The sequence below is a fragment of the Heyndrickxia camelliae genome (assembly GCF_002844575.1).
In the GTDB taxonomy this organism is placed as follows: Bacteria; Bacillota; Bacilli; order Bacillales; family Bacillaceae_C; genus Margalitia; species Margalitia camelliae.
Genome location: NZ_PIQO01000010.1, coordinates 35,917 through 62,133, shown reverse-complemented (window position 1 = coordinate 62,133; position 26,217 = coordinate 35,917). Strand labels below are relative to the sequence as shown.

The window sequence follows — 26,217 nt, the reverse complement described above, 5'->3', positions numbered from 1 at the left end:
TAGATTCATTCCCTTATTTTTAATAACGAATAGTAAATGGTTTTAAAGGATTTATTTTATTAGACCTATTCAGGGGGAAGCTTATATATTACATTGCCCACTTCATCTAAAAATTCCATTCGGGGAACATCATTTTCATCTACTGCCATTTGAATACGGGGATTCCCTTTACTATCAGAAAGCCGAATTGTCACTTCACCCTTCTCATTTTTCCCCATAAAAGCCCTAGGTGTATGTCCTTGCCATATCTTCTCTAATTGTTCAGATTTTTCCTCTTTTTTTTAAATTAGAATTTCTTACCCTTTGATCTTCTTCAAGTTGTTTTGAAAGTGGTATATCTGGTCGATCGTATATAGAAAAACCATAACCTCTGCTACCATTTTCTTCACTGTAATGCATCTGCACAACTTGATCTTGTTTATATTGATCAAACGTTAAACTTGCACATGCTTCAACGTTGCCATCTTCATCTGTTTTATTCCCAAATATAAGTCCTCCACACTCTTCACCATCTGCATTGTAAAACATTATGCCGGCAATAGGATCATTTTGACGATGGCCTGGAAGGATGTCCTTTCCATCCATGATTATTGGAGGGATATGTTCATTATTAAATAATTTCATTCTTACCTTTCCATTTTTATCAACTACATTTAGCTCTTCCACGTCAATACTTTTAAAGTTTTCCATAAAATAACCTCCCATATTTCCACAATATAGAAGGATTCGACATGTTTTTATTAATTTCCTTTGATATAAGAAAATTCCAATTATAGAAATTATTCCTCGCCTTTCACATGAACTTCTTCCTTTTTGATATCTACTACTTCAAAACGCTCGCAAACCAATAACATGTCTTCTTTATACTCCTGTCCTATTTTCATTAATTCTGTTCGAAAAAATTTTTCATGTTCTTCTCTCCAATAATGAAACGTGCGATCTCCTTCTCCCTCCGCAATAGCGAATTCTTCCGGAACTTCATTCATAGGAAGGATTTGAACATCCGTTGTTTTAATAATAGCCACAGGTTGGTCATAACTGTTCAAAATAATGCTATAATCCTCCGTTGAGGGTAATGGCTGATTTTCTAGCTCATAAAAAATGTATGCTGAACAGGTTGCAGTTTTCACTCCATCCACAACTAATTGTGCAAGATAATCTGGATTGGACCCAAATTGCCATGCACTTACTGACCTAGGGCTTGTTTTATTTCCCCAAAACTTGTCCCAATAGGATTTTGCTTCATTATTCAATTGATTTCCTCCTCTATGTGATAGGTAAACATATTTAAATATGTGTTACTTTTATCAAAGTATATATTCTGCAAAAAATGGCAGATGCCTCTTAAAAAATGAATCTTATCGAAAACCGTCATAAAAAATTCATTTAGAAATAAATATCCACGCTGCCCCTTTCGAAGTTAATTAGGAATCTTTTATCTAAAAGTATTGATGCTTATCGAGGACTTACTATAAAAATTAAAATCCCAGCCATTCGATGACCGGGATTTTTTATTTATCAAAATAAGCAATAAAATTATTATACAGGCTCTAACAATCCGAGCTCCAAACATGTCTTAACAGCAAGGTTTTTCACCCCAGACGAAAAACGAACTTCCAGCGTCTCCTCATCGAGCTCTAGTATCACTCCTTTTCCAAAGACCCGGTGTTTAATATCTGCTCCTTTTACCAAATCCTTTTGATCTCGAATTGCGTTTGGATTGGATGAAATAATAGTCTTTCCGCTTTTGCCCCTTTTATTTGTTGACGGAGTCTCTTCCATCTTCATGGTTTCCAAATCAGGATGAATGATTTTTCTTACCTTGGTGACAAATGGAGATTCTTCTACCTGTTCGCCATCTCTTTCTTTATAACTGATAAGTTCTAAATGTTTTTTCGCACGGGTCATCCCAACATAGAACAAACGAACTGCCTCTTCCATCGCATTCTCTCCTGCTCCACTCTTGTAATCTTCCGATGATGGGATGATGCCATCTATTAGGTCAATCATGTATACCCGCTCAAACTCTAATCCCTTTGCACTATGAAACGTCGAAAAGGTAACTACCTTTTTCCCCTTATTGTATCTCGCATGTTTAAGCACGGATTCCAGATATTTAAGCCGGCTCGCGAACTCTTCCATTGTCTCTAATCCTATGGAAATTTCCTCCAAGGTGTTTAAAATGCCAAACAAAAATTCTTTACGGAATCCTAGCCGCTCACACATCTTTTCTATGGCCTTCTCATACCCCAAGCGATCTCGTATAACACGAATTGCCTGGAGGGGAGGCATGCCCTTCATTTGCTGAAATGTTTCTTTACTTTCTGCTATTAGTTTGACTTGATAATCCTGAAGGGGGACAAAATTCAGCAAATTATCAAATACTGATTCATGATTATGAATTTCCTTTAATTTCTCCATCTGTTTTTTACTAATATATCCGTTAAATTTTAGATGGATTTTCTCTAAAATATCCGCTCTCTTATCTGTAAAAGTCATTCTCATAAAATTTAAGATATCCTCAACTACCCAATGGGCAAAGAAGCGATTGTCAGCATCCTTCATATAAAAAGGGATTCCAGCACGGTCAAACTCATTCATTAAGGCAATAGAAGACGAGTTATTTCGATACAATACCGACACTTCTGCTAAATTATCAACATTCTGTATTTCCTTTACTAAATATTTCGCTTGATTTAAATAATCCGGAAAACGTTTAATCCTAATTGGTTGATGTGAAGAATTGTTGGTAAACATATTTTTGCTATATCGATTTTTGTTTTGCTTGATAAATTGATTGGCTACATCTACAATCTCTTTACTGGATCGATAATTCTGTTCCATAAAAAGTATTTTAGCGTTCGCATATACCTTTTTAAAATTCAGTAGATAATCTGGCTCAGCCCCGCGCCAACTATAGATGGACTGATCATCATCCGCAACTACACAAAGATTTTGATGTTTCTTCACTAGCTTTTCAATAATAGCATGCTGCACTAACGATGTATCTTGACTTTCATCCGTTAAGACATAATCATAACGACCTTGATAATACTGTAAGAGTTCCCTGTTTTGGTCTAATACCTTCTCCGCTATAGCAAGCATGTCATCATAGTCCAGCAGCAGTTTATGATACCCTGATTTCTTAAATGTTTCATACTCCCGAAATATCTTCTCGGCTTCCGGTACATCTACTTTAACCGTAGACCATTTATCAAGGGGAATCATTTTATTTTTAATAAAGCTGATATACGTTGTTAGTTCCTCTAATTGATCATCCGTAATATTCTCACCCACGATGGATTTGTATAAATTCCGAAGAATAATTTTCTTATGCAGTGGAAGATTATGATAGTCTCCTTGCGATTGTTCTTTTAAATCCCCTTCTATGATTTGATAGGCAACCCCATTTTTTCGAAAGTTATCTCGCACTACTTCAAAGGCGAGGCTATGGATTGTGGAAAAATCGACAGGAGGTAAATAAGGAAAAAAGCGCTCAAAACGTTCCTTCATATCATTAGCGGATGCCTTGCTGAAGGTAACTGCCTTGATTCTTGCCGGATCTATTCCGATTTCTTCAATTAAATATCCAATCCGCATAATGATTGTGGTCGTCTTTCCTGAACCAGGCGACGCGAGTAAAAGAAGCGGGCCATCGGTTTGCTGTACAGCCTTCTTTTGCACCTCATTCAAAGTCACACCTATATCATTCTTCTTACGGATAAAAAAATCTTCCCTTACTTTCATTCATGACTTTCCTCTCGCAAATACTATTCTTCAATTATAACATCTTGAAAATTAAGGAGAGGACGTAACAAAGAAATAAGTTTTTTGAGATAATTCATTGATAGTGTACAAATACTTTCTTATTGAAACATTTGCTTTAAAAAGAGGTATCCATAATCAATATAGTCCCTTACCTAAAAATCGCCATGCATTTCAAAAATCCGAAAAAAGACAAGAATTAAAACATCTCACCCTGAATATGATACTCACGTAACATAAAATGAACTATAGAAAGGAGTTGTTTTAATGTCTACATTAAAATCAGGGGCAACCGCAACTCAATCAGGTACTTATGTTGAAGTAGGACATGGCGGAGGAAAAGTAAAGAAGGCTAAACGTATTGAAGTAAAAAAAGGAGACACCCTACCGGAATTAGAACCCTACACAGTAACAATTGTGCATAAAGGGGAAAAGAAAAAAAGAAATCGCCGGCACCGTTGGCAGTTTGTAAAATAAATGAAGAAACTACAGGCTTAAATACTAACTTATGAAAATGGTTACTCGCTAAGGGACGAGTGAATTCTTCTTGGAAACAGCAGAAAAGCGCTGGTCAATGGCTTCTTGCCACTGAATCATACACTTTTATATGAGGAAAAGCCTGCAACTATTGCAAGCTTTTCTTTTCATCTATTAATACTTAAGTTCGTCTAAATCGAATACTATTTCCGCCGCTGCTTATTTTCTTCTTCATTCACTTTTAAAGGTTTGTTTCAAAATAATCCCGATTATAATTTCCCGTTAGTCCATCGTGATTAATTCTATTGTCGAGAATACGCTGTAGTCATACTTTTTCATCTATTACTCATGATACCTTCATTCATTTGGAAAGAGGAAAATGAACCATAAATGATGCATTTCCTTTCAAAAGGATTTACCCAGATGACTTTTGATGTTCAGCCATATATAGTATTATTTTTAATCACTTATTTTCTGTTTTGAATACCTTGTACTAATTTTTCTTGTATGTGCAAATACTGATTTATTTCTTCTTCGTTTAGCACTTCAAAAAGCTGCATGAAAACTTCTTGACCTATTTCTTGTGCTATGACCAATGCTTTTTTTCCTTCCGCAGTAATATCTAACCGTATGGTGCGATGATCATTTTCATCATATAATCTTTCTACTAGACCTAAATTAACGAGCTTAGCAGCGATGCTAGTCATTGCACCTTTTGTGTACCCTACGGTTTCCGCTAGTTCCACCTGTTTCTGCGGTCCTTTCTTTTGCAGTTCAAGCAATACTAAAATTGGGGAGATGCCGAGCGGATAAGGAAAAGCCTTTGTAAATCGCTTGATGTTCTCATTATTCATTAATTCAACCGCGTGAATCAGTTTAAAAATATTGGCTTGTTGCAATTAAATCCTCCTCGAGTAAACGAGAATATTAATGAAGCATAATAGAACCACCATCGACCATAATTGTTTGTCCGGTAATATACCGTGAGTCTTCAGAAGCTAAGAAAACAGCGACACGGCCGATATCTTCTTCTACATCACCAAAACGGCCTAATGGAATCTTACTTTTAACTGCTTCATAATATTCAGGTTGTGCTTTTGCCCATGCTTGTACTCCTGGAGAGTTAGCAATTGGGCTAATAATGTTTACGTTAATTCCGAATTGGCCCCATTCATTTGCAGCGACACGTGAAATACCGCGAATTGCTTCTTTTGCTGCCGCATAGGCACCTTGTGTTGCATGACCACTTATGCCGGCACCTGACGCGAAATTAATAATATTTCCTTTTGATTCTTTTAAATATGGAAGGGCGGCCTGCATTAAATAGAAGGTTGGATAAAATCCAGTCCCAAATGACAAATCTAAATCCGCTTGAGTAGTATCCTCAATTGTTTTCTGTTTAGAAACATGTGCATTATTCACTAATACATCTAGTTTACCGTATTTATCAACTACAGTCTTAATAATTTGTCCAAGATTTTCCCGATCCATTAAATTGGCTTGCAGAAACATGGATCTCGGAGAAATAGCTTGTAATTCAGACTCCATTGCTTTACCAGTCTCCTCATTCAAATCCACAATTACTACAATTGCTTTTTCTTTCACCATTGCCTTCGCCATTCCACTGCCTATTCCTCCGGCACCGCCAGTTATAATGACCACTTTATCTCTTAATTTTCCCATTTGTAACACTCCTATATATTGTTTTTTTAAAAAATAGTTTACCAGTAAACTATTTTAGTTTAACACTAAACTATTTTTTTGTATAGTGATGGTAGCAAGCAAGGAGAAAAAAGAAAGGTAACCCCCTTGGAATTACCTTTTTTCACCATCTATTAAGTTATGAAAATTCACTTCTTAAATAACTCCTTTGTCATAAATACACTATTGGGGTCTTCTTTATAATCTGAAAACGGCTTACAATATTCAAAACCAAAACTCGCATATAGTTTTCTAGCTGGTTCAAATGCATCCATTGAGCCCGTTTCTAAACTTAAACGCTGATACCCACGTTTTTTCGCTTCTTCTACAATATGTTGCAGAAGTTTTTTAGCTACCCCTTTTCTTAAATGCTCTTTAGCCGTTCTCATGGATTTTATTTCTCCATGATAAGGATCTAGCTCTTTCAGTGCACCGCATCCAAGGAGATCATTTCCTTCCCATGCACTCCAAAAGGTAATTTCTGGTTTCCGTAATTGTTCAAGATTTAATGCATGTATACTTTCCTGCGGAGAATTTAATGCCATCCCTTGAAGATGCTCATTTATTAACCCAGCTATTTTTGAACCTGTTAAGTCATCTAATTTAATATCCATAAATCACCTCTTAAATTACTAATTTGATAGAAGCATAGATTCATTCCATACTCGGTTTATTTGCGGTAATGCATTATTAAACTTTAAACAAAATACATCAGGATTAGTAAGTGCATTCCACTCATTAAACCCAAAGGATTTATCATAATACTTTAATATTAAGGACATCAAATTACCATGAGTTGTTATGATAATATTAGTGGAAGAACTCTTTAAAACGTCCTCTACCACTTCAATCGCACGTTTCATTGCGAGTCTGCTAGATTCCCCACCTTCATAACAAATATCCAAATCTTGAAAAGAGTGTTCCAGCATTTTAAGCCATTCTTCATGAATAGTTGAACTTAAAATCCTTTCCGATAAGCGATTATCGATTTTTACTTGTAAACCTAATCGATCCGCTAAGGGCTTAATAGATTCAATCGCTCGTTTAAATGGACTGGTTATGATAGAATCTATTTGCTTATCTAATAAAAATTCAGTTAGTGTCTCTGCTTGCGATTTTCCTAATGATGTTAGATCGGAATCAGGCGCTTGCCCCTCTGCACTGCAATGGCGGACGAGATAAATATTCTTATACATATAATACCTGCCTTTCAACAATTGTCCGTTCGAATATTTTTGAAAATCCCACTATTACATAATTTATAGCACAAATGACTAGCACATAAAATACCTTTTCTTTATGTTAATAATAATTTTAACATGGCAATGCTTTTTATCATGGATGGTTGAATATGGGTTTTGCTACACCTTTTAGCGAGCTATTATCATAACGATTCCAATTGTTTGTATCTAAACATCTTTTCCCGTGTAAAAATCGACAATACATTAAGCTGTTTTTTCCTCTTTAAAGGATAGTATTAGCTGCTCATGTAAATAAAGACGAATTTCAATTATCTCTTCTTTGTGTGAATCTTATTAGTTCATCCCTCAAGATTTTCGTCAATACGATGGAAAAGAGGCAGTCGAGTTGCATAAATAAGTTACTCGGAAAGAGGTTCAAAATAGGTATTAGTTTAAAATAAAAAGAAAGAACCATCCATGATTAAATTGGATGGTTTTAATATAGGCCAAGATATATACCAACTCTTTATAGAAATATCGAATCTACATTCTTTCTTAATATGGATCTGCCTCATGTCCTTCTTCTACTGCTTTTTTCACTGCTTTATGTGCCTCTTTGACTCCAAGAGGACGCATTTCTTCTCCGATTTCCATACCCATATTATTCTTTTCTTTGCCTTTCTTAGCTAGTCCTTCTTTCAGGCGTCGGCCATATTCCTCATCCGCCTGCTCTGCTAATGCAATCATCTTTTCCTGAATATCTTTTGGACAAATGGCAAGATCATTGACTAGATTATTGATCAATTCATCTTTTTCCCAGTCTTCAAACTCACGATAAGTTTCCCCTGCTTGTTTGGTATTGTCATTTCGATCAATGGATTCACGGACTAAATTTCCTTCCACATGCGGGGTATGTTCTTTGCCAGCTTGTTCAGCCTCTTTTAACCCGCCCATACTGGATGGTTCATAATTCACATGTGGATTTTGCCCTCTAGCCTTGTCATTAAAATAACGTAATTGTCCACCTTCCTGATTGGTGGCAACACGTTTTTTCGCTGCATTAATTGGGAGCTGTAAATAGTTTGCTCCGATACGATAACGCTGTGTATCTGAATAAGAAAATGTTCTTCCTTGCAGCATTTTATCGTCTGAAAAATCTAGGCCATCTACAAGGACACCTGTTCCGAAAGCTACTTGCTCCACTTCATTAAAGAAGTTGTCTGGATTCTTATTCAATACCATCCGACCGACTGGAAGCCATGGGAACTGGTCCTTTGGCCACAGTTTGGTATCATCAAGAGGGTCGAAATCGAGTTCCGGATGCGGGCCGTCCTCCATAATCTGCACAAACATTTCCCATTCCGGGTAATCCCCGCGCTCTATTGCTACATATAAATCTTGTGTAGCGTGGCTGAAGTTTTTACCCTGAATTTCTTCTGCTTCTTTTACTGTTAAATTTTTAATTCCTTGCTTTGGTTCCCAATGATATTTTACAAGTACCGCTTTTCCTTCCTGGTTCACCCATTTATATGTATTCACTCCGGACCCCTGCATCATCCGATAGTTGGCTGGAATTCCCCATGGAGAATATACAAATGTCACCATGTGAAAGGATTCTGGTGAATTAGCACAAAAATCAAAAAATCTGCGTGGATCTTGGATATTGGTAACTGGATCAGGTCTAAAAGCATGAATCATATCCGGGAATTTCATGGCATCGCGAATAAAGAAAATCTTTAAATTGTTTCCGACCAGATCCCAATTTCCATCCTCCGTATAAAATTTTACTGCAAAACCGCGTGGGTCCCGTACCGTTTCCGGAGAATGCAAGCCATTGACAACTGTGGAAAAACGAACGAAAACCGGAGTTTGTTTTCCTTTCTCTTGAAAAAGCTTTGCACGAGTATACTTGGAAGCTGGTTCCTCACCAACCGTACCATAAGCTTCAAAATATCCATGGGCACCAGCGCCACGGGCATGGACAATCCTTTCCGGTACCTTTTCTCTATCAAAATGACTGATTTTCTCAATAAAATCATAGTTCTCAAGGGTTGCAGGTCCCCGATTGCCAACCGTTCTAATATTCTGGTTATTCGTAACCGGATGGCCCTGCCGGTTGGTCAATGTTCCATCGTCTTCAATATTTGTTTGATTGTTTAATGAGTCCTTTTCCACTATAACTGACCTCTCTTCTAATTAGACTGATTAAATCCACTAGTATATTTACCTATTACAAAAAAAATAGTCATACTTTATCAAGAATCAACTATGAATGAAAAGAAAAAATACTCAAACAAATTAGTACAATCAAAAACAAAGTTGGAGTATAATAGCAGACAGACATCAAGCACAAAATAATGGGAATAGTATTAATACAAACCCCAAGATGGAGGTAAAAAAATGGTTCTGCCAAATTTTGAAGAAAACTTACAAAAATACGCGAAGCTTTTAGTTGCTAAAGGAATTAATGTTCAGCCAGGAGATTGGGTAAAAATGACGATTACGGTTGATCAGGCACCTTTGGCTCGTTTAATTACGAAAGAAGCGTATAATTTAGGTGCGGAAAAGGTTATTGTCAAATGGTCCGATGATGAAATCAGCAAATTACATTACTTACATCAACCAACAGAAGTTTTGACCAATATTCCTAAATATGAAATTGAAGAATCAGAGGATCATGTATTAAACCATCGCGTTAGCCGCCTGTCTATCTTATCAAGTGATCCTGGCTTACTAAACGAGGCAGATCCTGCAAAAGTAGCTGCTTATCAAAATGTAGCTGGTAAAGCATTCAAAGCACAACGAGTTGCTACCCAAAATGACGATTTGAAGTGGACCGTAGCAGCAGCGGCTGGAGCTGGCTGGGCGGCACATGTATTCCCTGATCTATCTACTTCTGAAGAGCAAGTAGATGCTCTATGGGATCAAATTTTCAAAGTTTGCCGCTTTTACGAAGATGATCCTATTGCTACATGGGATGAACATAAAAAGACTTTAAACGAAAAAGCAGCGAAATTGAATGAAATCCAATTTGATGCATTACACTACACTGCACCTGGTACAGATTTAACTCTAGGTTTGCCTAAAAACCATATTTGGGCTAGTGCCGAAAGCTATAATCCAAAAGGGGAAGAATTTATCGCAAACATGCCAACTGAAGAGGTTTTCACTGCACCCGATACCCATCGTATGGATGGTGTGGTTCGCAGTACAAAACCATTAAGTTATGCCGGAACTTTAATTGAAGGCATCGAGGTACACTTTAAGGATGGCAAAATTGTGGATATATCCGCTGAAAAAGGCGATGAAGCTATCAAGAAATTAGTATTTGATAATGAAGGCGGAACTGGTTTAGGTGAAGTTGCGTTAGTACCAGACCCATCACCAATTTCTCAGTCCAATATTATTTTCTTTAATACCTTATTTGATGAAAATGCATCCAATCACTTAGCAATTGGTGCCGCATATCCAACGACCATTCAAGGCGGTACGAAAATGAGTGAGGAAGAATTATTGAAGAATGGTATGAACACTTCTACTGTTCACGTCGATTTCATGATTGGATCTGACAAAATGAATATTGACGGCATCAAAAAAGATGGCACTGTGGTTCCTATTTTCCGCAATGGAGATTGGGCGATTTAATGCTATTACGGGCAAGAAGAATGAACCATTTTTCTTGTCCTGTTTTTTTTGACTTTAGGGAGATTAACCCAAATTGATAATTTAATGTTTCAGAACCTCTGCCCGCCTGTTTCTTGGCGAACCCATACTTCCATCATTCTTGACTATACCTACTTTAGTAATCTCTTATTACCTACTCTCTTGATTTTTTTACCCAATAGTTCCAGGCTACAGTTAAATTGGAACTGGTTTACGACTTGTATTCCTTAGAAAACCATGAAACAATTAAACTACCATTATCGTCATAAGTAAGGATTGAAGTAAGAAAGGAAAATAGCATTGAAAAAAAGAAATAAACGAATTGGAAATTTCTTATTCATTATTCCTCTCGCGTTAATAATGATGTTTTATATAGAAGCAAGCAAAGACAATAATAAAGAGACAACCCCATCCCCAAAACATTCTAATTCCTACCCAACCGAGCTGAATCCTATTGTTAAGGAACGGACTAATCAATTAGTTGAGCAAGCAGCAAAAAAAGGAATTACTGTTGTTATTACTGATGGTTTTCGAAGCGCTGCTGACCAAGATCAACTATATAAAAAGGGGCGTACGGTTAGCGGAAATATAGTAACCAACGCTAAAGGTGGAGAATCATACCACAATTACGGACTCGCGATTGATTTTGCTCTAAAAACGACAGCTGGTAAGGTAATCTGGGATATGCAATACGACGGGAATAAGAATGGCAAATCGGACTGGTATGAGGTGGTGGATTTAGCCAAAAACTTAGGCTTTACGTGGGGAGGAGATTGGACAAAGTTTAAAGATTATCCTCATCTGCAAATGGATTTTGGTTTGTCCATTGCCGACTTGCAAAATGGGGAAAGACCTAATACAACTTCCTTAACTGCTGATTCAAAATAAAATGTTCATCATATATATTGCAAATTTTTTTAATTTTTTCTTTGCACTATTGTTACCATAATAAGTTGATAAAGAAAATATACACCTAAATAGGCCCCTGTAATTAAAAAAGGAAAATTCAAGAAAATAGCATGAATCGTCGTCATAAAAACAGTTTTATTTCTGATTACTTCTAAAATCGCTATTGCAGCTATATCTCCAAATATAAGCGAACAAACGATCGCTACTATATTATATAGAAGTCGCATGATTGCCCATTTTATTTGGAGAGCATACATAATAATCGGAATAAAAATACTCAAAATGATAAGTAAAAAATCCATATCCGATACTCCTTTCTTCCCCACTAGAAGTAATATTAATGGTATTTTGTGTATTAAACGTACAAATTATCCAAGATAAAAGGCTGCAAAAAAATACTCCTACTTAGATCAAACGAATTTTTCTCCCTGAGGATTAAACATATTTGAAGGGTACATAATAACTTGGACAACAAAAGAATGGGAGTTGAACATTACTATGGAATTCGAACCTAGAAATTCTACAGAAGAAGCATTATATCAATATAAGGTAGGGTTAGGAACTTTCACGAAAAAAATGCCTAAGCTTGCTGAGCAATATAATGCATTTACAGAAGAATGTTTTAGAGAAGGAGTTTTATCCCAGAAGCAAAAACAACTGATTGCTTTAGGAATCAGCCTATATTCTCAGGATGAATATTGCATCATCTACCATACAAAAGGTTGTTTAGATCAAGGATGTACGGAGGAGGAAATTTACGAAGCGGTCGGTGTTACTGCGGCTTTCGGCGGCGGTGCTTCTATGAGTCAAGCGGTTACACTTGTTCAAGAATGTATGGATGAACTAAAACAAATGAAACAATAGCGAACCAAAAGATCACCTTTTTTATGGGTGATCTTTATTTAAAAAATCCTGTAGCAAAGTAAACTTTTCGGGTACCTAACATTATTTGCTCCCTTCACCCCTGCATTAGGAGTTTTGGGCAGCTATTTTGTTTTTTGCTTTCCCCCTGTCCTTCCTTGCAATAAGGCATGCAGCTATTCCAAATATAAAAGCGAATAATAATAGAATAGAATGGAAACTTAATAAGCTCGCAAGCAACGGCCCTATGCTTGCACCAACCAATAATAAGAAGGAATACAAAGAAATGGCTGTAGATCTGCTATTTGCTGCTGATTCCCCTAGGAACGTAATGAGAGTTGGGATAAAGACTGCAATGGCAGCTACAAAAATAGTCGACAATACCGTGATAATCATAATACTCGAAGGGAAAACCATTAGAACTAGACTTAGCACCATAGTAGATAGACAAATAATTAGCATTTTTTTCACTTTGAATTTTTTCAACCATTTTCCACATAACAAGGAAAGTGGTGTTCCAATTAACCCTATCTATCCCCTTCGTATAAAGCAATACCTTGGAGTCTTCAGCAAAATATCTCGATAAACTATCATAAAAAGCAACGAAAGACATTAAAGTAAAAAAAGTAATTCCTAAGCCTATAATGATAGATGGTTTCCATAATTCAGGTGATAACCATTTTTTCTTCTTGTGAAAAGTTCCATTTACTTGCAGACTCGACGGAAGGATAAATAATGCTAATAAACCTAATAACAAGTAAACACAACTAAAAAAGTAAAATACAGCTTTCCAATCAAAAGTAGATGCTAGATTAGAGCTAATTATCTGCCCAATGATGCCCGCCATTAAGAATCCCATGTTAATTACTGCAATAACTAATGTCCTTCGTTTATCCTCCAATACATCAAAACAATAGGCATAGGCAGTCGGTGCGAAGCTACCAAGAATATATCCTTGAGCAATGTCAAAATATAAAAGCTTGATAAAGAAAAAGAAAAGGAAATGAGATAGGTAAGTATACACGAAATAATTATTCCAACGAACAGCACTTTCTTTTTCGAATATCTTTCTGAAATAGGGCCAAAACTTAATAAACCCACACTATAACTAAAGGTAAATAAAGTACTGGAGAATACAACATCCTTAAAGGAAATACTCAATGCTTTCGCAACATCAGAGTATATCGGAATAAACAGGTAAATATTACTTGCTACAAAAATCGCTGTCACCCACATAAAAATCTCAATGGAACGACTTTTCATTAATAGGCACCTCCCTGACCTATATATCTGTATGAAAGTATTAGGAGAAGGGTGCTTTTTGTACATACAATGAAGCCTATTTTCAAATGATAAAGAAAAGAACCATGGGAAAAGAGGTGGCGTTGTGACATTAGTACGGTTAGGCTATGTAGCTATGAGCATGGAGGTGAAAAATGCTTCCCCATCCAAAACGATGACGTTTGCGCAATTTCAAAAGATTACGGATCGTGAAGCAGCGCTCCGTAAACTGGAGAGAATTGCTCTCCAAAATATAAACAATACTCTTAGATTACTCAAGCATAATGCAGCCTCTGGTATCCACTTTTACCGGCTAACCTCCCGCTTAATCCCGTTGGCAAATCATGAGGAACTTCTTGATTGGGATTATATGAAACCGTTGCAGATGGCCTTGCGTGAGGTGGGCGATTTCGCCAAAAAGCATAACATGAGAATTGATTTTCACCCAGATCACTTTGTCTTGCTTAATTCCCCAAAGGCAGATATATTTAGAAATTCTATCATTACTTTAAAGCTCCACTATCTACTCTTAAAAAATATGGGAATCAATGCGACACATCGTTGTGTATTACACGTTGGCGGAAATTATCACGAAACAGAAAAATCACTCGAAAGATTTGTAGACAATTGGGGAAACGTGCCACGGTCCATTCAAAAAATGCTGATGCTTGAAAATGATGATACTTCTTTTACGGTTGATGACACTCTTTATCTATGTGAAAAAATAGGAATTCCACTTGTCTTCGATTATCATCACCATCTTGCCCATCATCGAGATGTGCATTGGGAAGAAAACTGGGACCGCATTATAAAAACTTGGGAACAATCCCCACTTCCAATAAAAATGCATATATCCAGTCCAAAAAGCGAAAAAGAATTCCGCCATCATTCGGATTATGTGGACCCCAATATGCTTTTTACATTTTTGAATGAAATAAAGGGAAGCATACCGCAAATAGATTGTATGATTGAGGCTAAACAAAAAGATCAAGCGTTGTTTCAATTAATGGAGGATGTTAAAACTTGGTCTAATGTTGAGATTGTTGATCCATCCTCTTTTATTATCAACTAAAAGTAATCCTTAAAAACCTCATGTGCATAATGAACTTCTCTATAGGTCCATGACCTATGGAGAATACCAAAGCAAAAACGGTCATTACCATAAAGAAATATATTTTCCTTTTTCACCTCTCAAAAATTACTTTTTCAGTTGTTCTTATTCTTCCTTCCACAAATTAGCATAAAGGAAAAAATGGTAAATATATCATTACTAATAGATTCAAAAAACATTGTTTTTCCTTCTGAATGGTAATATAATATTTACTAAATGGAAAGGAGCAGGTTAAGTGATTGATGAAATAGCTAAAGAATATATTGCTTTAATTCCCCATGTGTTCGGGAGTTTTAGTCAATTAAATAAAGATTCAGCAGGATTATCCCATATGCAGAATCATGTTATAGAATTCATGTTCTTGCAAAACAAGCCTTTAAACTTGAAAGAGATCAGCACTGGGTTAAATATCGCCAAGCAGCAATTGACAAATATTATTAAGGATTTAGAAGCTAGCGGTTATCTCATTAAAATGCCTGACACCAAGGATAAACGTGCTGTTTTGGTCTCTCTGACACCTAAAGGGAAGGAAATACAGGAGCAAAAGTGGATGAAGATCTATCAAAAGCTTACTCAAAGTATTTCTAAATTAAGTGAAGAAGAACAACTGGATTTAAAATTTGCCCTCCATAAGGTAAATGTGTTAATGACAAAGATTGCAGAATTGTAAAGGAGAAATTCAGAATGGGAACAACCAAACCTCACAAAGTCACATTAGAAAAGGAGAAAGAAACCCTTTTAATCACCCTCTATGCCAAAGCATTAGACAGCCACTCAAAAAATTCAATTCTAAACGATAAAAAAGCAGCAGAACTCATGGACTTAATGGATTATAATTTTAATAAAATTACTGACTTTGGTAACCATATAATGGTTATACGAGCCAAGCAATTCGATACATGGGTAAAGAACTTTCTTGAGACTTCCCCAAATACAACTGTACTCAATCTTGGTTGTGGCCTGGACACAAGGGTATCAAGAATAATGCCATCTCCTAGGGTTAAGTGGTATGATGTAGATTTTCCGGAAGTAATAGAAATACGTAAGGAATTTTATACTAATCAAAATGGGTACAAAATGATCGCCTCTTCCATTACCGAGTTGGACTGGTTAGGACAAATTCCTAATGACAATCCAGCTGTGATTATCGCAGAAGGAGTACTGGAATATTTAACTGAAGAACAAGTAAAAGTACTCTTTAATCGTTTAACAAACCATTTTCCCAGCGGACAACTAATTTTTGATGTCATGAATACATTTGCCATTAATTCAGGCAAAGAAAACCTAAAGGAAACAACAGGGGCAGAGCATAAATGGATGGTGGATGAGATAAAAACGGTTGATAAGCTAAATACTCAGTGGAAAAGAATAAATAAACTATCTATTTTCAAATCGCCATACATTCGTAAACTTCCTTTAAAGGATCGCTTTATTTACACTGCACTATGCCTTATTCCAAGCTTCAGAAATATGATGACATTGCTTGTGTATAAGTTTTAAAGTTAAGTCATTATGTATGAGCTGCACCTAAAATTCTATTTTTTAATATGTGTTAAAAAAATCAAGATAGATTGCCTTTACCAAGTTCGCTTCTTTCTTGATTGTAAAAACAATACATTCTAAAGGACTACTATTTTGTAGGTTCCACATAGTGATATCTATTCTGTGCCCTAACGTTCTTTTATTCAATAGTAATCCAGTTACATGGAGAGAATGGATGCTCCACAAACAATACGAAACTGATAAAAGTCTTATATCCCACATCTCATGAGGTTTGCGGACTCTGATTTCGCTATTTCTTTCATTTAATTAAAGGGCGGACCCTGGTTCCGTTATCACTAAAAAAACAGCAGAAAGCAACTACTTTTTCAGCAAATAACATAAACCAGAGACCGCGAAAAGAAAACACTCACTCATTTCGTGACAGATAACGAAAAGAGAGTCCGCCGCATATCATTATCTACCTATTCATGAATTAATGCCTAGGCCCCCAAAGCATGATGGAAACTCCAATCAAACAAATAATAGCACCTATCCAATCATATGTATCCGGTGTTTTTCGATCGACTCCCCATCCCCATAATACGGAGAGAATAATAAAGACACCCCCGTAGGCTGCATATACTCTCCCAAATGAAGGAAACTTCTGTAGAGTGGGAATGATTCCGTAAAGCACCAAAATAATGCCGCCAATGATTCCATACCAATACGGCTTTTCTTCACGCAGCCATTGCCATATCAAGTACCCTCCACCAATTTCCGCCATTCCCGCTAGAATAAATAAACCTATTGTATAAATCATTTCTCACCTTTTTCTAATATATAATCCAATTAAAATTAAACCGTACCTCTTTCTATTAGTTTAACGGATAGCTCTCTATTTGAAATATCACTGCTTATGGCTTGCAGAAATAGGTTTTTCCCCATTTCCACTAGCGGAATTTCTATTGTAGTAATATTTAGCATCTTTGCGATTGGTTCGTTATCAAATCCAATAATGGACATTTTCCCTGGGATAGATATATTTTGTCTTTGACAACATACAACAATTCCGGCTGCAACTTGGTCGCCAGTTACCAACAGGGCTGTAGGGGGATTGTCCATCTCCTTGATTTTATTCATAACTTTTTCCCCGTCTTCAAAATAGAAACACTTGTCCATTACATATTCATGATGGTATGCCAAACCGTATTTCTCGTGAAAATCCCTATATGCCCTCTCCCGTTTATGACTGTTTGTTCCTGACAATCTGCCAATACAATAACCTATTCTTCTATGACCTTTTTGATATAAGAATTCTAATGCCTCATAAAAGATTTCATAGTGGTTCACGAAGGTGGAAGAAATATTGTCTTTCATTATATTCTCACATAAAACAATGTTGCCGTATTGCAGATGTTCTTCAATGACGGACAAGTCACATGCTCTTGAACAAATGATTAGGGAATCGATTTGCTTTTGTTTTAGCATTTCTAAAGCTTCGATTTCTCGACTTTCCAAATATTCCGTTTGAAAAAGGACTAATTTATAATTGTTCTCTAATGCTTGCTTAGCGATTCCCTTTAATAAAAGAGCAAAATAGGGATGATCGGAGAACGGAAGAACTACACCAATAAGCCGAGTTTTTCCCGTACTTAAATGAACAGCATTAATATTTTTTTGATAATTGCTATCTTCCATCGCCTTTAATACAGCATTTCTTTTTTCCTCGCTCACATATGGATGATGGTTTAACACACGAGAAACTGTTGTGACGGACACACCCGCCATTTTTGCAAGATCTTTAATATTTGTCATTCTATCACCTGAAGAATTCTATATTTCATAAGTTCATTATAGCATTCCTAATTCTCACAGCCCGTTGCATGGGCACATAAAATTAACTTTTTCTTGCTCTGAAACCAGTTCCATAGATTAATCTTAATTTAGAATTGGCGTAACGCAAAACGGCGGCGTAACAATTTGAGTGGGACAGAGTGCCTGTCCCCTTGTCCCAAAAGGTATCCATTTTATTTGACATACTTGTTTAACTTTGCGATTAGATTTGGAGGTAAAGTATAAATGGTATGAGTGTCTTTTTCATTCATTATTGCACCGCTTTCCTCCCCTAACCACAATGAATATTTGGACATCGTCTTATCTTTAAAAGTTAATATTAGTAGATAATCTGGTGCCGTGACATCCACAACTCTCTTCACTTTCTTTGCTCTTTGGATCGCTTCTACAAGCGTTAAAAGTTCAGTTGAGTTTTTTTGATTATAAGTTTTATGTGGTTTCCTCACATCTAACATATCTTTTCCAACCTTAGAAATCGTTTCATGAATAATAGCTTTCCCGCCAATTTCGGTTGGATTATCAGCTATTTTATTATTTAATCCCTTTGTATTACAACCAACTAAAGATAATACTAATAGAATCATTAATACAATAAATGGATATTTGCGGGTATTAGAAAAGATTTGAATCCCCCACTATTTTCTTTTTAAATTAGACGATACTCTCCATTTAAAGTCGCATTTCAAAAAAAAAAAATGACATCAGGATTCTGACGCCATTTTTTCGCTTTTCTATTTTACATTTTCAAAAAGTGGGACAAGGAACCTGTCCCTTTATCCCAACTTAGGTTTCATTTGTGGTTGTTCTTGTTGGTTTAATTGTGCTTCTGCTTCTTTACTTGTATCAACGCGTTTGACAAATAGGGCTAGTATTAATGCAATAATATTAATTCCAAGAGCTACGTAGAAGGAATATTGGATACCAGTCAATAACGCCTTTTGTGTTAATAATGCTTGTGTCGCTTTAGTAAAGGTTGTTGGATCAACAGCAGCCATTAAGTCTTCTGCTTTTGATTTTGTAACAGAGTTCATGATGGTAACCAGGACGGCTGTACCGATAGAACCTGAAACTTGCTGCGCAGTATTGTTGATTGCAGTTCCATGTGGATTTAGACGGTTTGGCAATTGATTTAAACCGTTTGTCATAATTGGCATCATGACCATGGACATACCAAACATACGAAGCGTATAAACTAGAATAATATAAGTGTAACTAGAATCGATTTGTAAGTTTGCTAGCATGTAAGTGGAAATTGCGGTTACCACAAGTCCTACTACAGCAAGCATACGTGGTCCGAATTTATCAAACAACTTTCCTGTAATTGGCGACATAATCCCCATAATAATAGCACCCGGTAGCATCATTAAACCAGAATGAAGCGGTGAGATACCTCTGACACTTTGTACATAGGCAGGTGTTAAAATCATACCAGAGAACATAGCAACTGCGTTTACAATCGCAATGATAGATGCAAGTGCAAACATTGGATATTTATATACACGTAAATCTAAAAGAGGTTCACTCATTCTTAATTGACGAATAATGAAGGCGATTAACGCGATTCCTCCGACTATTAAAGTTGTTAACACAATTTTATCTGACCAACCATCTGAACTTGCGGAACTGAAGCCGTATAGAAGCCCTCCGAAGCCGATACATGATAATATTACGGATAAATAATCAATGGTTGCACTTTTATTTTGTGGCATTACATTTTTCGATTTCCAAATTCCTAAAATTAAACTAATTACTGCTAATGGTAAAATCATTTCAAAAAGCAAACGCCAGTCATAATACTCTACTATATAACCTGACAATGTTGGCCCAATTGCAGGGGCTGTGATCATAACTAATCCGAAAACACCCATTGCTGTACCACGTTTTTCACGAGGAAAGCTTACTAACATGATATTCATTAATAAAGGTCCCATTACGGAAGAACCTGCAGCTTGGATCATACGTCCTGTAAGCAAAATACCAAAGTTTGGTGCAAATGCTGCTGTAGCTGTACCTAATGTAAAAATCGTCATTGCCGTAATAAATAAACTACGGTTTGAGAAGCGAGTAATTAAATAGGCTGATGCAGGAATTAAAACACCACTGACAAGCATATAACCAGTAGCTAGCCATTGTACGGTTGAATAATCTTTAATTTTCAAATCCACCATAATAGACGGCAATGCTACATTTAATAGCGAGTTATTTAGAAAAGAAACAAATGCTCCCACAAATAATATCGCAAGCATTAAATACGGTGGTTTTTTTTGTTGTATTGCTGAATCCATATTTTTGTATCTCCTTATTATGTTTTATTTAATGAATAGATTTTCTATTTCTAGATGTTTTTTGCCTCTAAATATTTTAAACGAGGCCGTTTACATATCTGAACGTTAATTCCTTTTTCTTGAAGTCTTTCGACAATCTTTTTTAAATTTATCTTTTTCTTAGCTTCAAGTGTCATTATGTTCTTCCTTATACAAGCCTCTTTTTAGAAGTTCCATTTGATCCATATAATTTTTTAATGTTTCTTCATCCGATAATTCCTTGCCGAACATTTGAACTAGATTATGAAAGGTTACCGCCATCATAATTTTCATTATTTGATGCAGGTCTTGTTCATTTCTTATATTCAAATATTTGACATTGATTAAACTAACGATATCAAAATACTGCTTTTTTTGATTCTCCTCATAAACATTGTTCAATAATGTATTTTCCAGTTTGTAGTTCATATTTAAAAAAGCATGTTTAAAAAAGTTTTTATGCTCCGGATTTTTGTGGATTTTTATCAAAGAACGGAAAGACTCAATAAACGTCTCAAAAATATCGCCATCTTTCTCCTTTAACATGGAAATAAATTGTTCCGCATTTTTCTTCGACAATTGATTTAACAAGTAGAAATATAAATCCTCTTTATCCTCAAAATACTGATAAAAGCTGCCTCTTGGAATTCCGGCATTTTTGATAATATTTGCAATCGATGCATCGTGCAATGGGACTCTGGAAAATTCCTCTTTAGCAGATTGAATTAAAGTATCCTGCTTATCTTTAGGTAAATGAAAAAATGTTTGTTTCGGCATTCTTGGTATCTCACCTCGATTTGTGACACCGTGTCATAAGTGAATTACAAGTAAAAATTATATATGACACAATGTCATAAGTCAATAATAAATATGACAATATGTCATATTTATTTTTTGCGGACACAGTTCTGCTATCTGATAGCTAGTTTTTCAGCATATAATAGACGCTCGTTCCATTTTTTCATAAAATCCAGCAAATAGCGGATCATGGACCACTAAACAAAAGCGCTTGGATTTCATCCAGCAAGCGCTCTTTACATCAAAAACTGCTTTGCGAATCGGTTCTGGTGAAGACATATCCACATTCGCTAATTTCAGCAATTCGAGCGGCTTTAATTTCCACCAGCTTTTAATACGGATAGCCAACGATCTACTGCCGGCTGTCCTTGCTCTCCATCATTTGCGAAGCAGCAGACGATGCCGTTAATCCAGCAGAATACGTATATGGATATAGGCGATTCAGCTAAAATCGGTTACTGAATGGTTGAAAAGTTATCTAACCGTAAAAAATTCATAACTCTTGTAAAACTATTGCTGAAACAAAATGAAAGCGTACACCAGATATGAAAAGTATGGTGTACGCAAACATACTGTATAGGTAAAAAACTATCGTTCTAATGTTCTTCTTATTAAGCACTAATGTTTCTGCGCCATCTGGACAACATCCTTAAATTTCACTTTTCCACTGTAATTCATAACCCCATTCAAATAAATTCGATTTGCTAGATGGTTTAGAATCGCAATGCTTGCTAATAGAATTACGATGGTAATGCCCATTTCGATATATCCTGCTTCACCTGACAGAATTCTTGAAAAAGTTACAATCGGTGATGTAACCGGGATATAGGAACATATAGTTACAAGTGTCGATTCAGGAGAGAAGATGGACGTCATTCCAACAAAAAATGCGGCCATAATACATAAAATAATCGGAAAAGAAACCGAGCCTAAGTCTTCGGTTCTGCTTACAACAGCCCCTACTGCTGCATATCCAATCGCATATAATAAAAACCCTAATACGAAATAAATAATAAAGCATGCGATGATAAATGGAGTGAGATTGCTTAGATCAATTTGAAAACCGAAAAGCGAAAATTGATTTCCATTAAACCAACCTAAAGCGTAGCTAACAAGGAATCCAAGGATCATCACAACAATATCCGCCAATCCAATGACTAACTGTACTAATATCTTTCCATACATCATAAAAATGGGTTTGACTTTCGGAATCATGATTTCCATAACTCGTGAAGCTTTCTCTGCGGTAATAGTATTGGCAATCATTTGACCTCGACCAAGAATTAACAAATACATTAGGAATACAAAAACATACACAATTCCAACCGTTCCAGTAGTATCTTTTAAGGCGATATTTTTCACAGAAATAGGTGCTAGTAGTTTTGCTGCAACGTTAGGGTCTACTCTGGATTCTGCAATTGTTTTATTGATCCCGATTTGTTGAATTTTCTGCGTTAAAATCGCCACTAGTTCTTGATCGGCAAATGATTTATACGTATATGAGAGGGAAGGTGAACCATTATTATCTTTCACTTCAACAATGCCATCGAGTTCCCCGTCTTTCACCTGCTGCTTTAATTTCCCCAAATTTCTTTGTTCCTCAGAAACGAGTTTTATGGAATCCAATCCTTTATTTAGCTGTTCTATATTGGTTTGATAGGAAGTGGAGTTAATGAACGCTACTTTATCCTTCGACTCTTTTGAAGAGAAATGGCTAAATCCGAAAATACCGATGATGATAATAAGCGTAATTAAGTTGCCGATAATAAAAGACTTTGAAGTTACAGCTTCTCTTAAATGAAACTTAAATACCGTCCAAAATTTCCCCATGTTACCCCACCCTCTCAATAAAGATTTCGTTTAATGTAGGCTCTAACATTTTAAAGTTACGAATTGGTATAGAATGCGCTTCAAACCGGTTCAAGAGCTGAATAGCTTCTTTATCATTCCTTACTCTAATAACCACATCTGCATGCTTTGTTTCAAAAGGTATATTCCATTCACTCAATGCTGTTTCAATGGTCTTATTACTTGATAATGATAAATTGCTGTAACCATAATTTTGCTTAATTTCATTCAATCGTCCTTGTACGATTGCCTTTCCTTCCTTCATTAGACAAATTTGTTCACAAAAATTTTCAATTTGCTCCATGCGATGACTCGAAAGGATAACTGTTTTTCCCGCGGTGATTTGCTCCTCAATGATGGTAGTCAATAAATTAGCATTCACAGGATCTAAGCCGCTAAAAGGTTCGTCCAAAATAATCAATTCTGGATTATGCATTAATGTTGCGATTAATTGAATTTTTTGCTGATTTCCTTTTGATAATTCATTTGCCTTTTTCATTTTATAATTAGATATTTCAAGTTTTTCCAGCCAATAATCAATGGCATCATCCGCCTGTTTGCGGCTCATTCCTTCCAATTCTCCAAAATAGCGTAGTTGTTCATTAATTTTACTTTTTAAATACAATCCACGCTCTTCAGGTAGATACCCAATGGAAACTTTCGAACGGTCTAGCGAACTTCCATCCCATGTAATCTCTCCTTGATTAGGTGTCTGCAAGCCAAGAATCATTTTAATGGTCGTTGTTTTTCCTGCCCCATTTCTTCCAAGAAGTCCTAGCACCTGCCCCTTCTCTAATGTAATGCTTAAATTTTGAACCGCCTTTGTTTCCCCAAATGATTTGCTCAGATATTGTATATTTAATCCCATGCAAATCCCCCTCCTTTTTTTAAAAGTTAATCATTGGATAACTGCCTTAACCGCCATAATCTTAGGATAAAAGCAAGATATGTCATGATTATAGGCAGGGTAACAACAAGAAAAAAGTAAAACATATACCGAAACATCAACTGGGCAATATGCATCTCTGTATTTTTCCAAATAAAGCACGTTAGAAATGTTAGGAGTATAAAAATGATACTTGAAACATCTAAATTCACTTTGCCCTTCCTATACTTTTCCATTAATGTTGAGTGGTCTGAGTAGATTGGTTTGATTCCCGGTGGAGCTGAAAAATAATGAATGATATTCCCAACTGACATTACATGTTTCCAACCCGCAGCTGCAAACATTTCCAAATAATCTTCCTGATCCTCTTTTGACAGTTTTTGATAATCCATACAATATTGGAGATCTTGTTTTTCTCCTTTGCATAATCTATAACCAAACCCGCAAAATGCATGAGATTCCAGAAACCAGCCTTCCGCTGCAAGTTTACTCAAATATTGCATTTCCCCTGCTTCTGAAAAGGCTAATCCTTTTCCAATTATGAAGCGTTTATTCTTCGATCTCATGTTCACCACCCCCTTTTAATGACCGAAATGCATTTAATCCATGTTCCACCATTTGTTTTCTTCTTGTAATCTCGCTACACAAAAGCGATATTCCTTTTTCAGTAGCAGTATATATTTTTCGGCGGTCGTCGTCGGTTTCATCTTGAATAATAAAACCGGCACTTTGCAATTTCTTTAGTAATGTATAAAGAGTTGCCGGACCGATACTAAAGTCACCATTTGTTAGTTCTTCTATATATTTCATGATCGCATAACCATGCTTGGCTTCAAGTACAGACAATAAAATGTAATAAGCCGAATCTGTTAATTGATTCATATCCATAGAATTAGCTCTGGACAAAAAAACACCTTCATTTCATAAAGTATATCCATTATCGATATATCATTAATTGATATAATAAAATTTACCAATATTTTTGTCAATGCATTTTGATAAAATAGGCGAAAATAAAAAGGCAGTTTATGTTCCATACGTTACCTTTCTTGATTATTTTCGCTTAATTTGTTGAATATAGTTTGAATCGACAATATTTTTCGATACGCTTTCGTTCATGACATACATATTTGAACATAGTTTAGACATTCTATATGAAGAGGTGAGTAGGATAAAAAAGCAAAATTCGGAAGTGGAAAATAATACAAGTAAGAATATGAATAGCTATCAAGAAGAAGTTGTCAATGGTGTGGACATTGAAGAGCAGGCCATGAATGGGTTATACGGGATGCTAGAACCAAATACTGAGGATCAGTCGGAGCTATAAAAAATCCCCCAAGGAGATTAAACTCCCTGGGGGTTATGGTTTCATCATTCTTTAAGTCGGAGAGGCTTACTGATTTATAATTCTTCCCAAAAATAAAGCATCATAATATCTTTCTTCTATAAAATAGTGATCTTTTAATCTTCCTTCCAACTCATACCCGTTCTTTTCAAGAATACGTGCTGAACCAATATTGGCATCTACTACATATGCATATAGCTTATGGAGATGTAGTGTTTGAAATGCGAAATCCGTTATTAATCCAACAATTTCTGTTCCGTACCCCTTTCCCCAATGATCCCTATGAATCACATAACCAATTTCAGCCTTATTTGCTTCGTCGTCAAAATTGAATATCATGGCAGTTCCGATAATTTCTTGAGTCGATTTTAGAACGATAGATGTATATAAATGGGTACCAGCAGCTTCCCGTTTTAACATTAATTCAATATGCTCGCAAGTTTCATCCACTGAATTCATTAAATTCCAGCCAATAAAACGAGAAACTTCCGAATCGGATGCATAAGAATGTATCGCTTGAGCATTCTCAGTGCTTAATTTTTGGAAGTAAATCATCTCACCTTCTAAAGAATGAAATGCCTTCATACTCATCCCCCTACGATTTTCAATAATAACTATTGAGAATGGAATAAATAAAGTTCCTCCAATTTAATATTAATATGATTAAATAGTAAATACACATAATTTTATATTTTATGATTAATGTTTGGCAATGAAAATAATGCACCATTAGCGATTGATGGTGCATCTAT

General features: G+C 35.9%; 30 protein-coding genes and 2 pseudogenes. 8 read left to right on the top strand and 24 right to left on the bottom strand.

Going from position 1 to position 26,217, the window contains the following annotated elements; genetic code table 11:
• Nucleotides 1-65: 65 nt before the first annotated feature.
• From CWO92_RS26330 to CWO92_RS13725, 4 genes are all read right to left on the bottom strand, one after another.
• Nucleotides 66-194, bottom strand: a complete 129-nt coding sequence (locus tag CWO92_RS26330) for a hypothetical protein (protein WP_268877595.1) — start codon at nucleotides 192-194, stop codon at nucleotides 66-68.
• Between the two features lie 67 nt (nucleotides 195-261).
• On the bottom strand, nucleotides 262-690 hold the full coding sequence (locus tag CWO92_RS13735; RefSeq protein ID WP_235851613.1) for a hypothetical protein: 429 nt from the start codon (nucleotides 688-690) through the stop codon (nucleotides 262-264).
• An 89-nt stretch (nucleotides 691-779) separates the two neighbouring features.
• Nucleotides 780-1,253, bottom strand: coding sequence for an ASCH domain-containing protein (locus CWO92_RS13730; protein ID WP_101354783.1), 474 nt, complete (start codon nucleotides 1,251-1,253; stop codon nucleotides 780-782).
• A gap of 286 nt (nucleotides 1,254-1,539) precedes the next feature.
• On the bottom strand, nucleotides 1,540-3,747 hold the full coding sequence (locus CWO92_RS13725) for an ATP-dependent helicase (protein ID WP_101354782.1): 2,208 nt from the start codon (nucleotides 3,745-3,747) through the stop codon (nucleotides 1,540-1,542).
• 285 nt (nucleotides 3,748-4,032) lie between these two features.
• Between CWO92_RS13725 and CWO92_RS13720 the strand changes: the two genes are divergently transcribed.
• Nucleotides 4,033-4,242 carry a YjzC family protein gene (locus CWO92_RS13720; RefSeq protein WP_101354781.1) on the top strand — a complete coding sequence of 70 codons (210 nt, stop codon included), beginning with the start codon at nucleotides 4,033-4,035 and terminating at the stop codon, nucleotides 4,240-4,242.
• A 467-nt stretch (nucleotides 4,243-4,709) separates the two neighbouring features.
• Here CWO92_RS13720 and CWO92_RS13715 read toward each other — a convergent pair whose 3' ends face one another.
• From CWO92_RS13715 to CWO92_RS13695, 5 genes are all read right to left on the bottom strand, one after another.
• Nucleotides 4,710-5,141, bottom strand: a complete 432-nt coding sequence (locus CWO92_RS13715; RefSeq protein ID WP_101354780.1) for a MarR family winged helix-turn-helix transcriptional regulator — start codon at nucleotides 5,139-5,141, stop codon at nucleotides 4,710-4,712.
• 28 nt (nucleotides 5,142-5,169) lie between these two features.
• Nucleotides 5,170-5,925 carry an SDR family NAD(P)-dependent oxidoreductase gene (locus CWO92_RS13710; RefSeq protein WP_101354779.1) on the bottom strand — a complete coding sequence of 252 codons (756 nt, stop codon included), beginning with the start codon at nucleotides 5,923-5,925 and terminating at the stop codon, nucleotides 5,170-5,172.
• 167 nt (nucleotides 5,926-6,092) lie between these two features.
• A complete protein-coding gene (locus CWO92_RS13705) occupies nucleotides 6,093-6,557 on the bottom strand; it encodes a GNAT family N-acetyltransferase (protein ID WP_101354778.1) in 465 nt (154 codons plus the stop codon).
• Between the two features lie 18 nt (nucleotides 6,558-6,575).
• A complete protein-coding gene (locus tag CWO92_RS13700) occupies nucleotides 6,576-7,139 on the bottom strand; it encodes a histidine phosphatase family protein (RefSeq protein ID WP_101354777.1) in 564 nt (187 codons plus the stop codon).
• Between the two features lie 540 nt (nucleotides 7,140-7,679).
• On the bottom strand, nucleotides 7,680-9,299 hold the full coding sequence (locus tag CWO92_RS13695; RefSeq protein ID WP_437177550.1) for a catalase: 1,620 nt from the start codon (nucleotides 9,297-9,299) through the stop codon (nucleotides 7,680-7,682).
• A gap of 225 nt (nucleotides 9,300-9,524) precedes the next feature.
• Between CWO92_RS13695 and CWO92_RS13690 the strand changes: the two genes are divergently transcribed.
• Both CWO92_RS13690 and CWO92_RS13685 read left to right on the top strand, forming a co-directional pair.
• On the top strand, nucleotides 9,525-10,769 hold the full coding sequence (locus CWO92_RS13690) for an aminopeptidase (RefSeq protein ID WP_101354775.1): 1,245 nt from the start codon (nucleotides 9,525-9,527) through the stop codon (nucleotides 10,767-10,769).
• A 318-nt stretch (nucleotides 10,770-11,087) separates the two neighbouring features.
• Nucleotides 11,088-11,675 (top strand): M15 family metallopeptidase, encoded by a 588-nt coding sequence (locus CWO92_RS13685; RefSeq protein ID WP_233269873.1) that lies wholly within the window; start codon nucleotides 11,088-11,090, stop codon nucleotides 11,673-11,675.
• 29 nt (nucleotides 11,676-11,704) lie between these two features.
• Here the strand turns inward: CWO92_RS13685 and CWO92_RS13680 are convergent, their stop codons facing one another.
• Entirely contained in the window at nucleotides 11,705-11,998 is a 294-nt protein-coding gene (locus CWO92_RS13680; RefSeq protein ID WP_101354774.1) for a transposase, read from the bottom strand.
• A gap of 196 nt (nucleotides 11,999-12,194) precedes the next feature.
• On the opposite strand from CWO92_RS13680, the gene CWO92_RS13675 reads away from it, so the two are divergent.
• Nucleotides 12,195-12,560, top strand: a complete 366-nt coding sequence (locus CWO92_RS13675; RefSeq protein ID WP_101354773.1) for a carboxymuconolactone decarboxylase family protein — start codon at nucleotides 12,195-12,197, stop codon at nucleotides 12,558-12,560.
• A 105-nt stretch (nucleotides 12,561-12,665) separates the two neighbouring features.
• On the opposite strand, the gene CWO92_RS26570 is transcribed toward CWO92_RS13675, so the two are convergent.
• The 3 genes and pseudogenes from CWO92_RS26570 to CWO92_RS26560 form a co-directional block, all read right to left on the bottom strand.
• A complete protein-coding gene (locus CWO92_RS26570) occupies nucleotides 12,666-13,019 on the bottom strand; it encodes an MFS transporter (RefSeq protein ID WP_367593492.1) in 354 nt (117 codons plus the stop codon).
• Nucleotides 13,020-13,161: 142 nt separating this feature from the next.
• Nucleotides 13,162-13,542: pseudogene (locus tag CWO92_RS26565) on the bottom strand (MFS transporter); the annotation flags it as partial.
• A complete protein-coding gene (locus tag CWO92_RS26560; protein ID WP_367593494.1) occupies nucleotides 13,434-13,793 on the bottom strand; it encodes an MFS transporter in 360 nt (119 codons plus the stop codon). The pseudogene CWO92_RS26565 and the gene CWO92_RS26560, both read right to left, overlap by 109 nt.
• Before the next feature lie 151 nt (nucleotides 13,794-13,944).
• Between CWO92_RS26560 and uvsE the strand changes: the two genes are divergently transcribed.
• From uvsE to CWO92_RS13650, 3 genes are all read left to right on the top strand, one after another.
• A complete protein-coding gene (gene uvsE, locus CWO92_RS13660) occupies nucleotides 13,945-14,910 on the top strand; it encodes a UV DNA damage repair endonuclease UvsE (protein ID WP_101354770.1) in 966 nt (321 codons plus the stop codon).
• A gap of 274 nt (nucleotides 14,911-15,184) precedes the next feature.
• Entirely contained in the window at nucleotides 15,185-15,619 is a 435-nt protein-coding gene (locus CWO92_RS13655) for a MarR family winged helix-turn-helix transcriptional regulator (RefSeq protein WP_101354769.1), read from the top strand.
• A 14-nt stretch (nucleotides 15,620-15,633) separates the two neighbouring features.
• Nucleotides 15,634-16,449, top strand: coding sequence for a class I SAM-dependent methyltransferase (locus CWO92_RS13650; RefSeq protein WP_101354768.1), 816 nt, complete (start codon nucleotides 15,634-15,636; stop codon nucleotides 16,447-16,449).
• A 475-nt stretch (nucleotides 16,450-16,924) separates the two neighbouring features.
• On the opposite strand, the gene CWO92_RS13645 is transcribed toward CWO92_RS13650, so the two are convergent.
• The 10 genes and pseudogenes from CWO92_RS13645 to CWO92_RS13600 form a co-directional block, all read right to left on the bottom strand.
• The gene (locus tag CWO92_RS13645) at nucleotides 16,925-17,251 is read right to left on the bottom strand and encodes a YnfA family protein (protein ID WP_101354767.1); all 327 of its coding nucleotides are present in this window, start codon (nucleotides 17,249-17,251) and stop codon (nucleotides 16,925-16,927) included.
• A gap of 35 nt (nucleotides 17,252-17,286) precedes the next feature.
• Nucleotides 17,287-18,246 carry a LacI family DNA-binding transcriptional regulator gene (locus CWO92_RS13640; protein WP_101354766.1) on the bottom strand — a complete coding sequence of 320 codons (960 nt, stop codon included), beginning with the start codon at nucleotides 18,244-18,246 and terminating at the stop codon, nucleotides 17,287-17,289.
• Between the two features lie 212 nt (nucleotides 18,247-18,458).
• Complete coding sequence (locus CWO92_RS13635; RefSeq protein ID WP_101354765.1) at nucleotides 18,459-18,869, bottom strand: YhfM domain-containing protein; 411 nt, start codon at nucleotides 18,867-18,869, stop codon at nucleotides 18,459-18,461.
• 189 nt (nucleotides 18,870-19,058) lie between these two features.
• The gene (locus CWO92_RS13630; protein WP_101354764.1) at nucleotides 19,059-20,570 is read right to left on the bottom strand and encodes a DHA2 family efflux MFS transporter permease subunit; all 1,512 of its coding nucleotides are present in this window, start codon (nucleotides 20,568-20,570) and stop codon (nucleotides 19,059-19,061) included.
• 165 nt (nucleotides 20,571-20,735) lie between these two features.
• Entirely contained in the window at nucleotides 20,736-21,365 is a 630-nt protein-coding gene (locus tag CWO92_RS13625; RefSeq protein WP_101354763.1) for a TetR/AcrR family transcriptional regulator, read from the bottom strand.
• A 208-nt stretch (nucleotides 21,366-21,573) separates the two neighbouring features.
• Nucleotides 21,574-21,822 (bottom strand): annotated as a pseudogene (locus CWO92_RS13620) (oligoendopeptidase F); the annotation flags it as partial.
• Nucleotides 21,823-22,004: 182 nt separating this feature from the next.
• A complete protein-coding gene (locus tag CWO92_RS13615) occupies nucleotides 22,005-23,216 on the bottom strand; it encodes an ABC transporter permease (RefSeq protein WP_101354762.1) in 1,212 nt (403 codons plus the stop codon).
• Nucleotide 23,217: 1 nt separating this feature from the next.
• A complete protein-coding gene (locus CWO92_RS13610; protein WP_101354761.1) occupies nucleotides 23,218-24,102 on the bottom strand; it encodes an ABC transporter ATP-binding protein in 885 nt (294 codons plus the stop codon).
• 26 nt (nucleotides 24,103-24,128) lie between these two features.
• Entirely contained in the window at nucleotides 24,129-24,686 is a 558-nt protein-coding gene (locus CWO92_RS13605; RefSeq protein WP_101354760.1) for a DUF2812 domain-containing protein, read from the bottom strand.
• Nucleotides 24,670-25,026 (bottom strand): PadR family transcriptional regulator, encoded by a 357-nt coding sequence (locus tag CWO92_RS13600; protein ID WP_101354759.1) that lies wholly within the window; start codon nucleotides 25,024-25,026, stop codon nucleotides 24,670-24,672. The genes CWO92_RS13605 and CWO92_RS13600 overlap by 17 nt, the downstream gene beginning before the upstream one ends.
• A gap of 256 nt (nucleotides 25,027-25,282) precedes the next feature.
• Here CWO92_RS13600 and CWO92_RS13595 point away from each other — a divergent pair, with 256 nt between their 5' ends.
• A complete protein-coding gene (locus CWO92_RS13595; RefSeq protein WP_165786685.1) occupies nucleotides 25,283-25,447 on the top strand; it encodes a DUF4021 domain-containing protein in 165 nt (54 codons plus the stop codon).
• 66 nt (nucleotides 25,448-25,513) lie between these two features.
• Here the strand turns inward: CWO92_RS13595 and CWO92_RS13590 are convergent, their stop codons facing one another.
• Nucleotides 25,514-26,050 (bottom strand): GNAT family N-acetyltransferase, encoded by a 537-nt coding sequence (locus tag CWO92_RS13590; RefSeq protein WP_235851612.1) that lies wholly within the window; start codon nucleotides 26,048-26,050, stop codon nucleotides 25,514-25,516.
• Nucleotides 26,051-26,217: the final 167 nt, after the last annotated feature.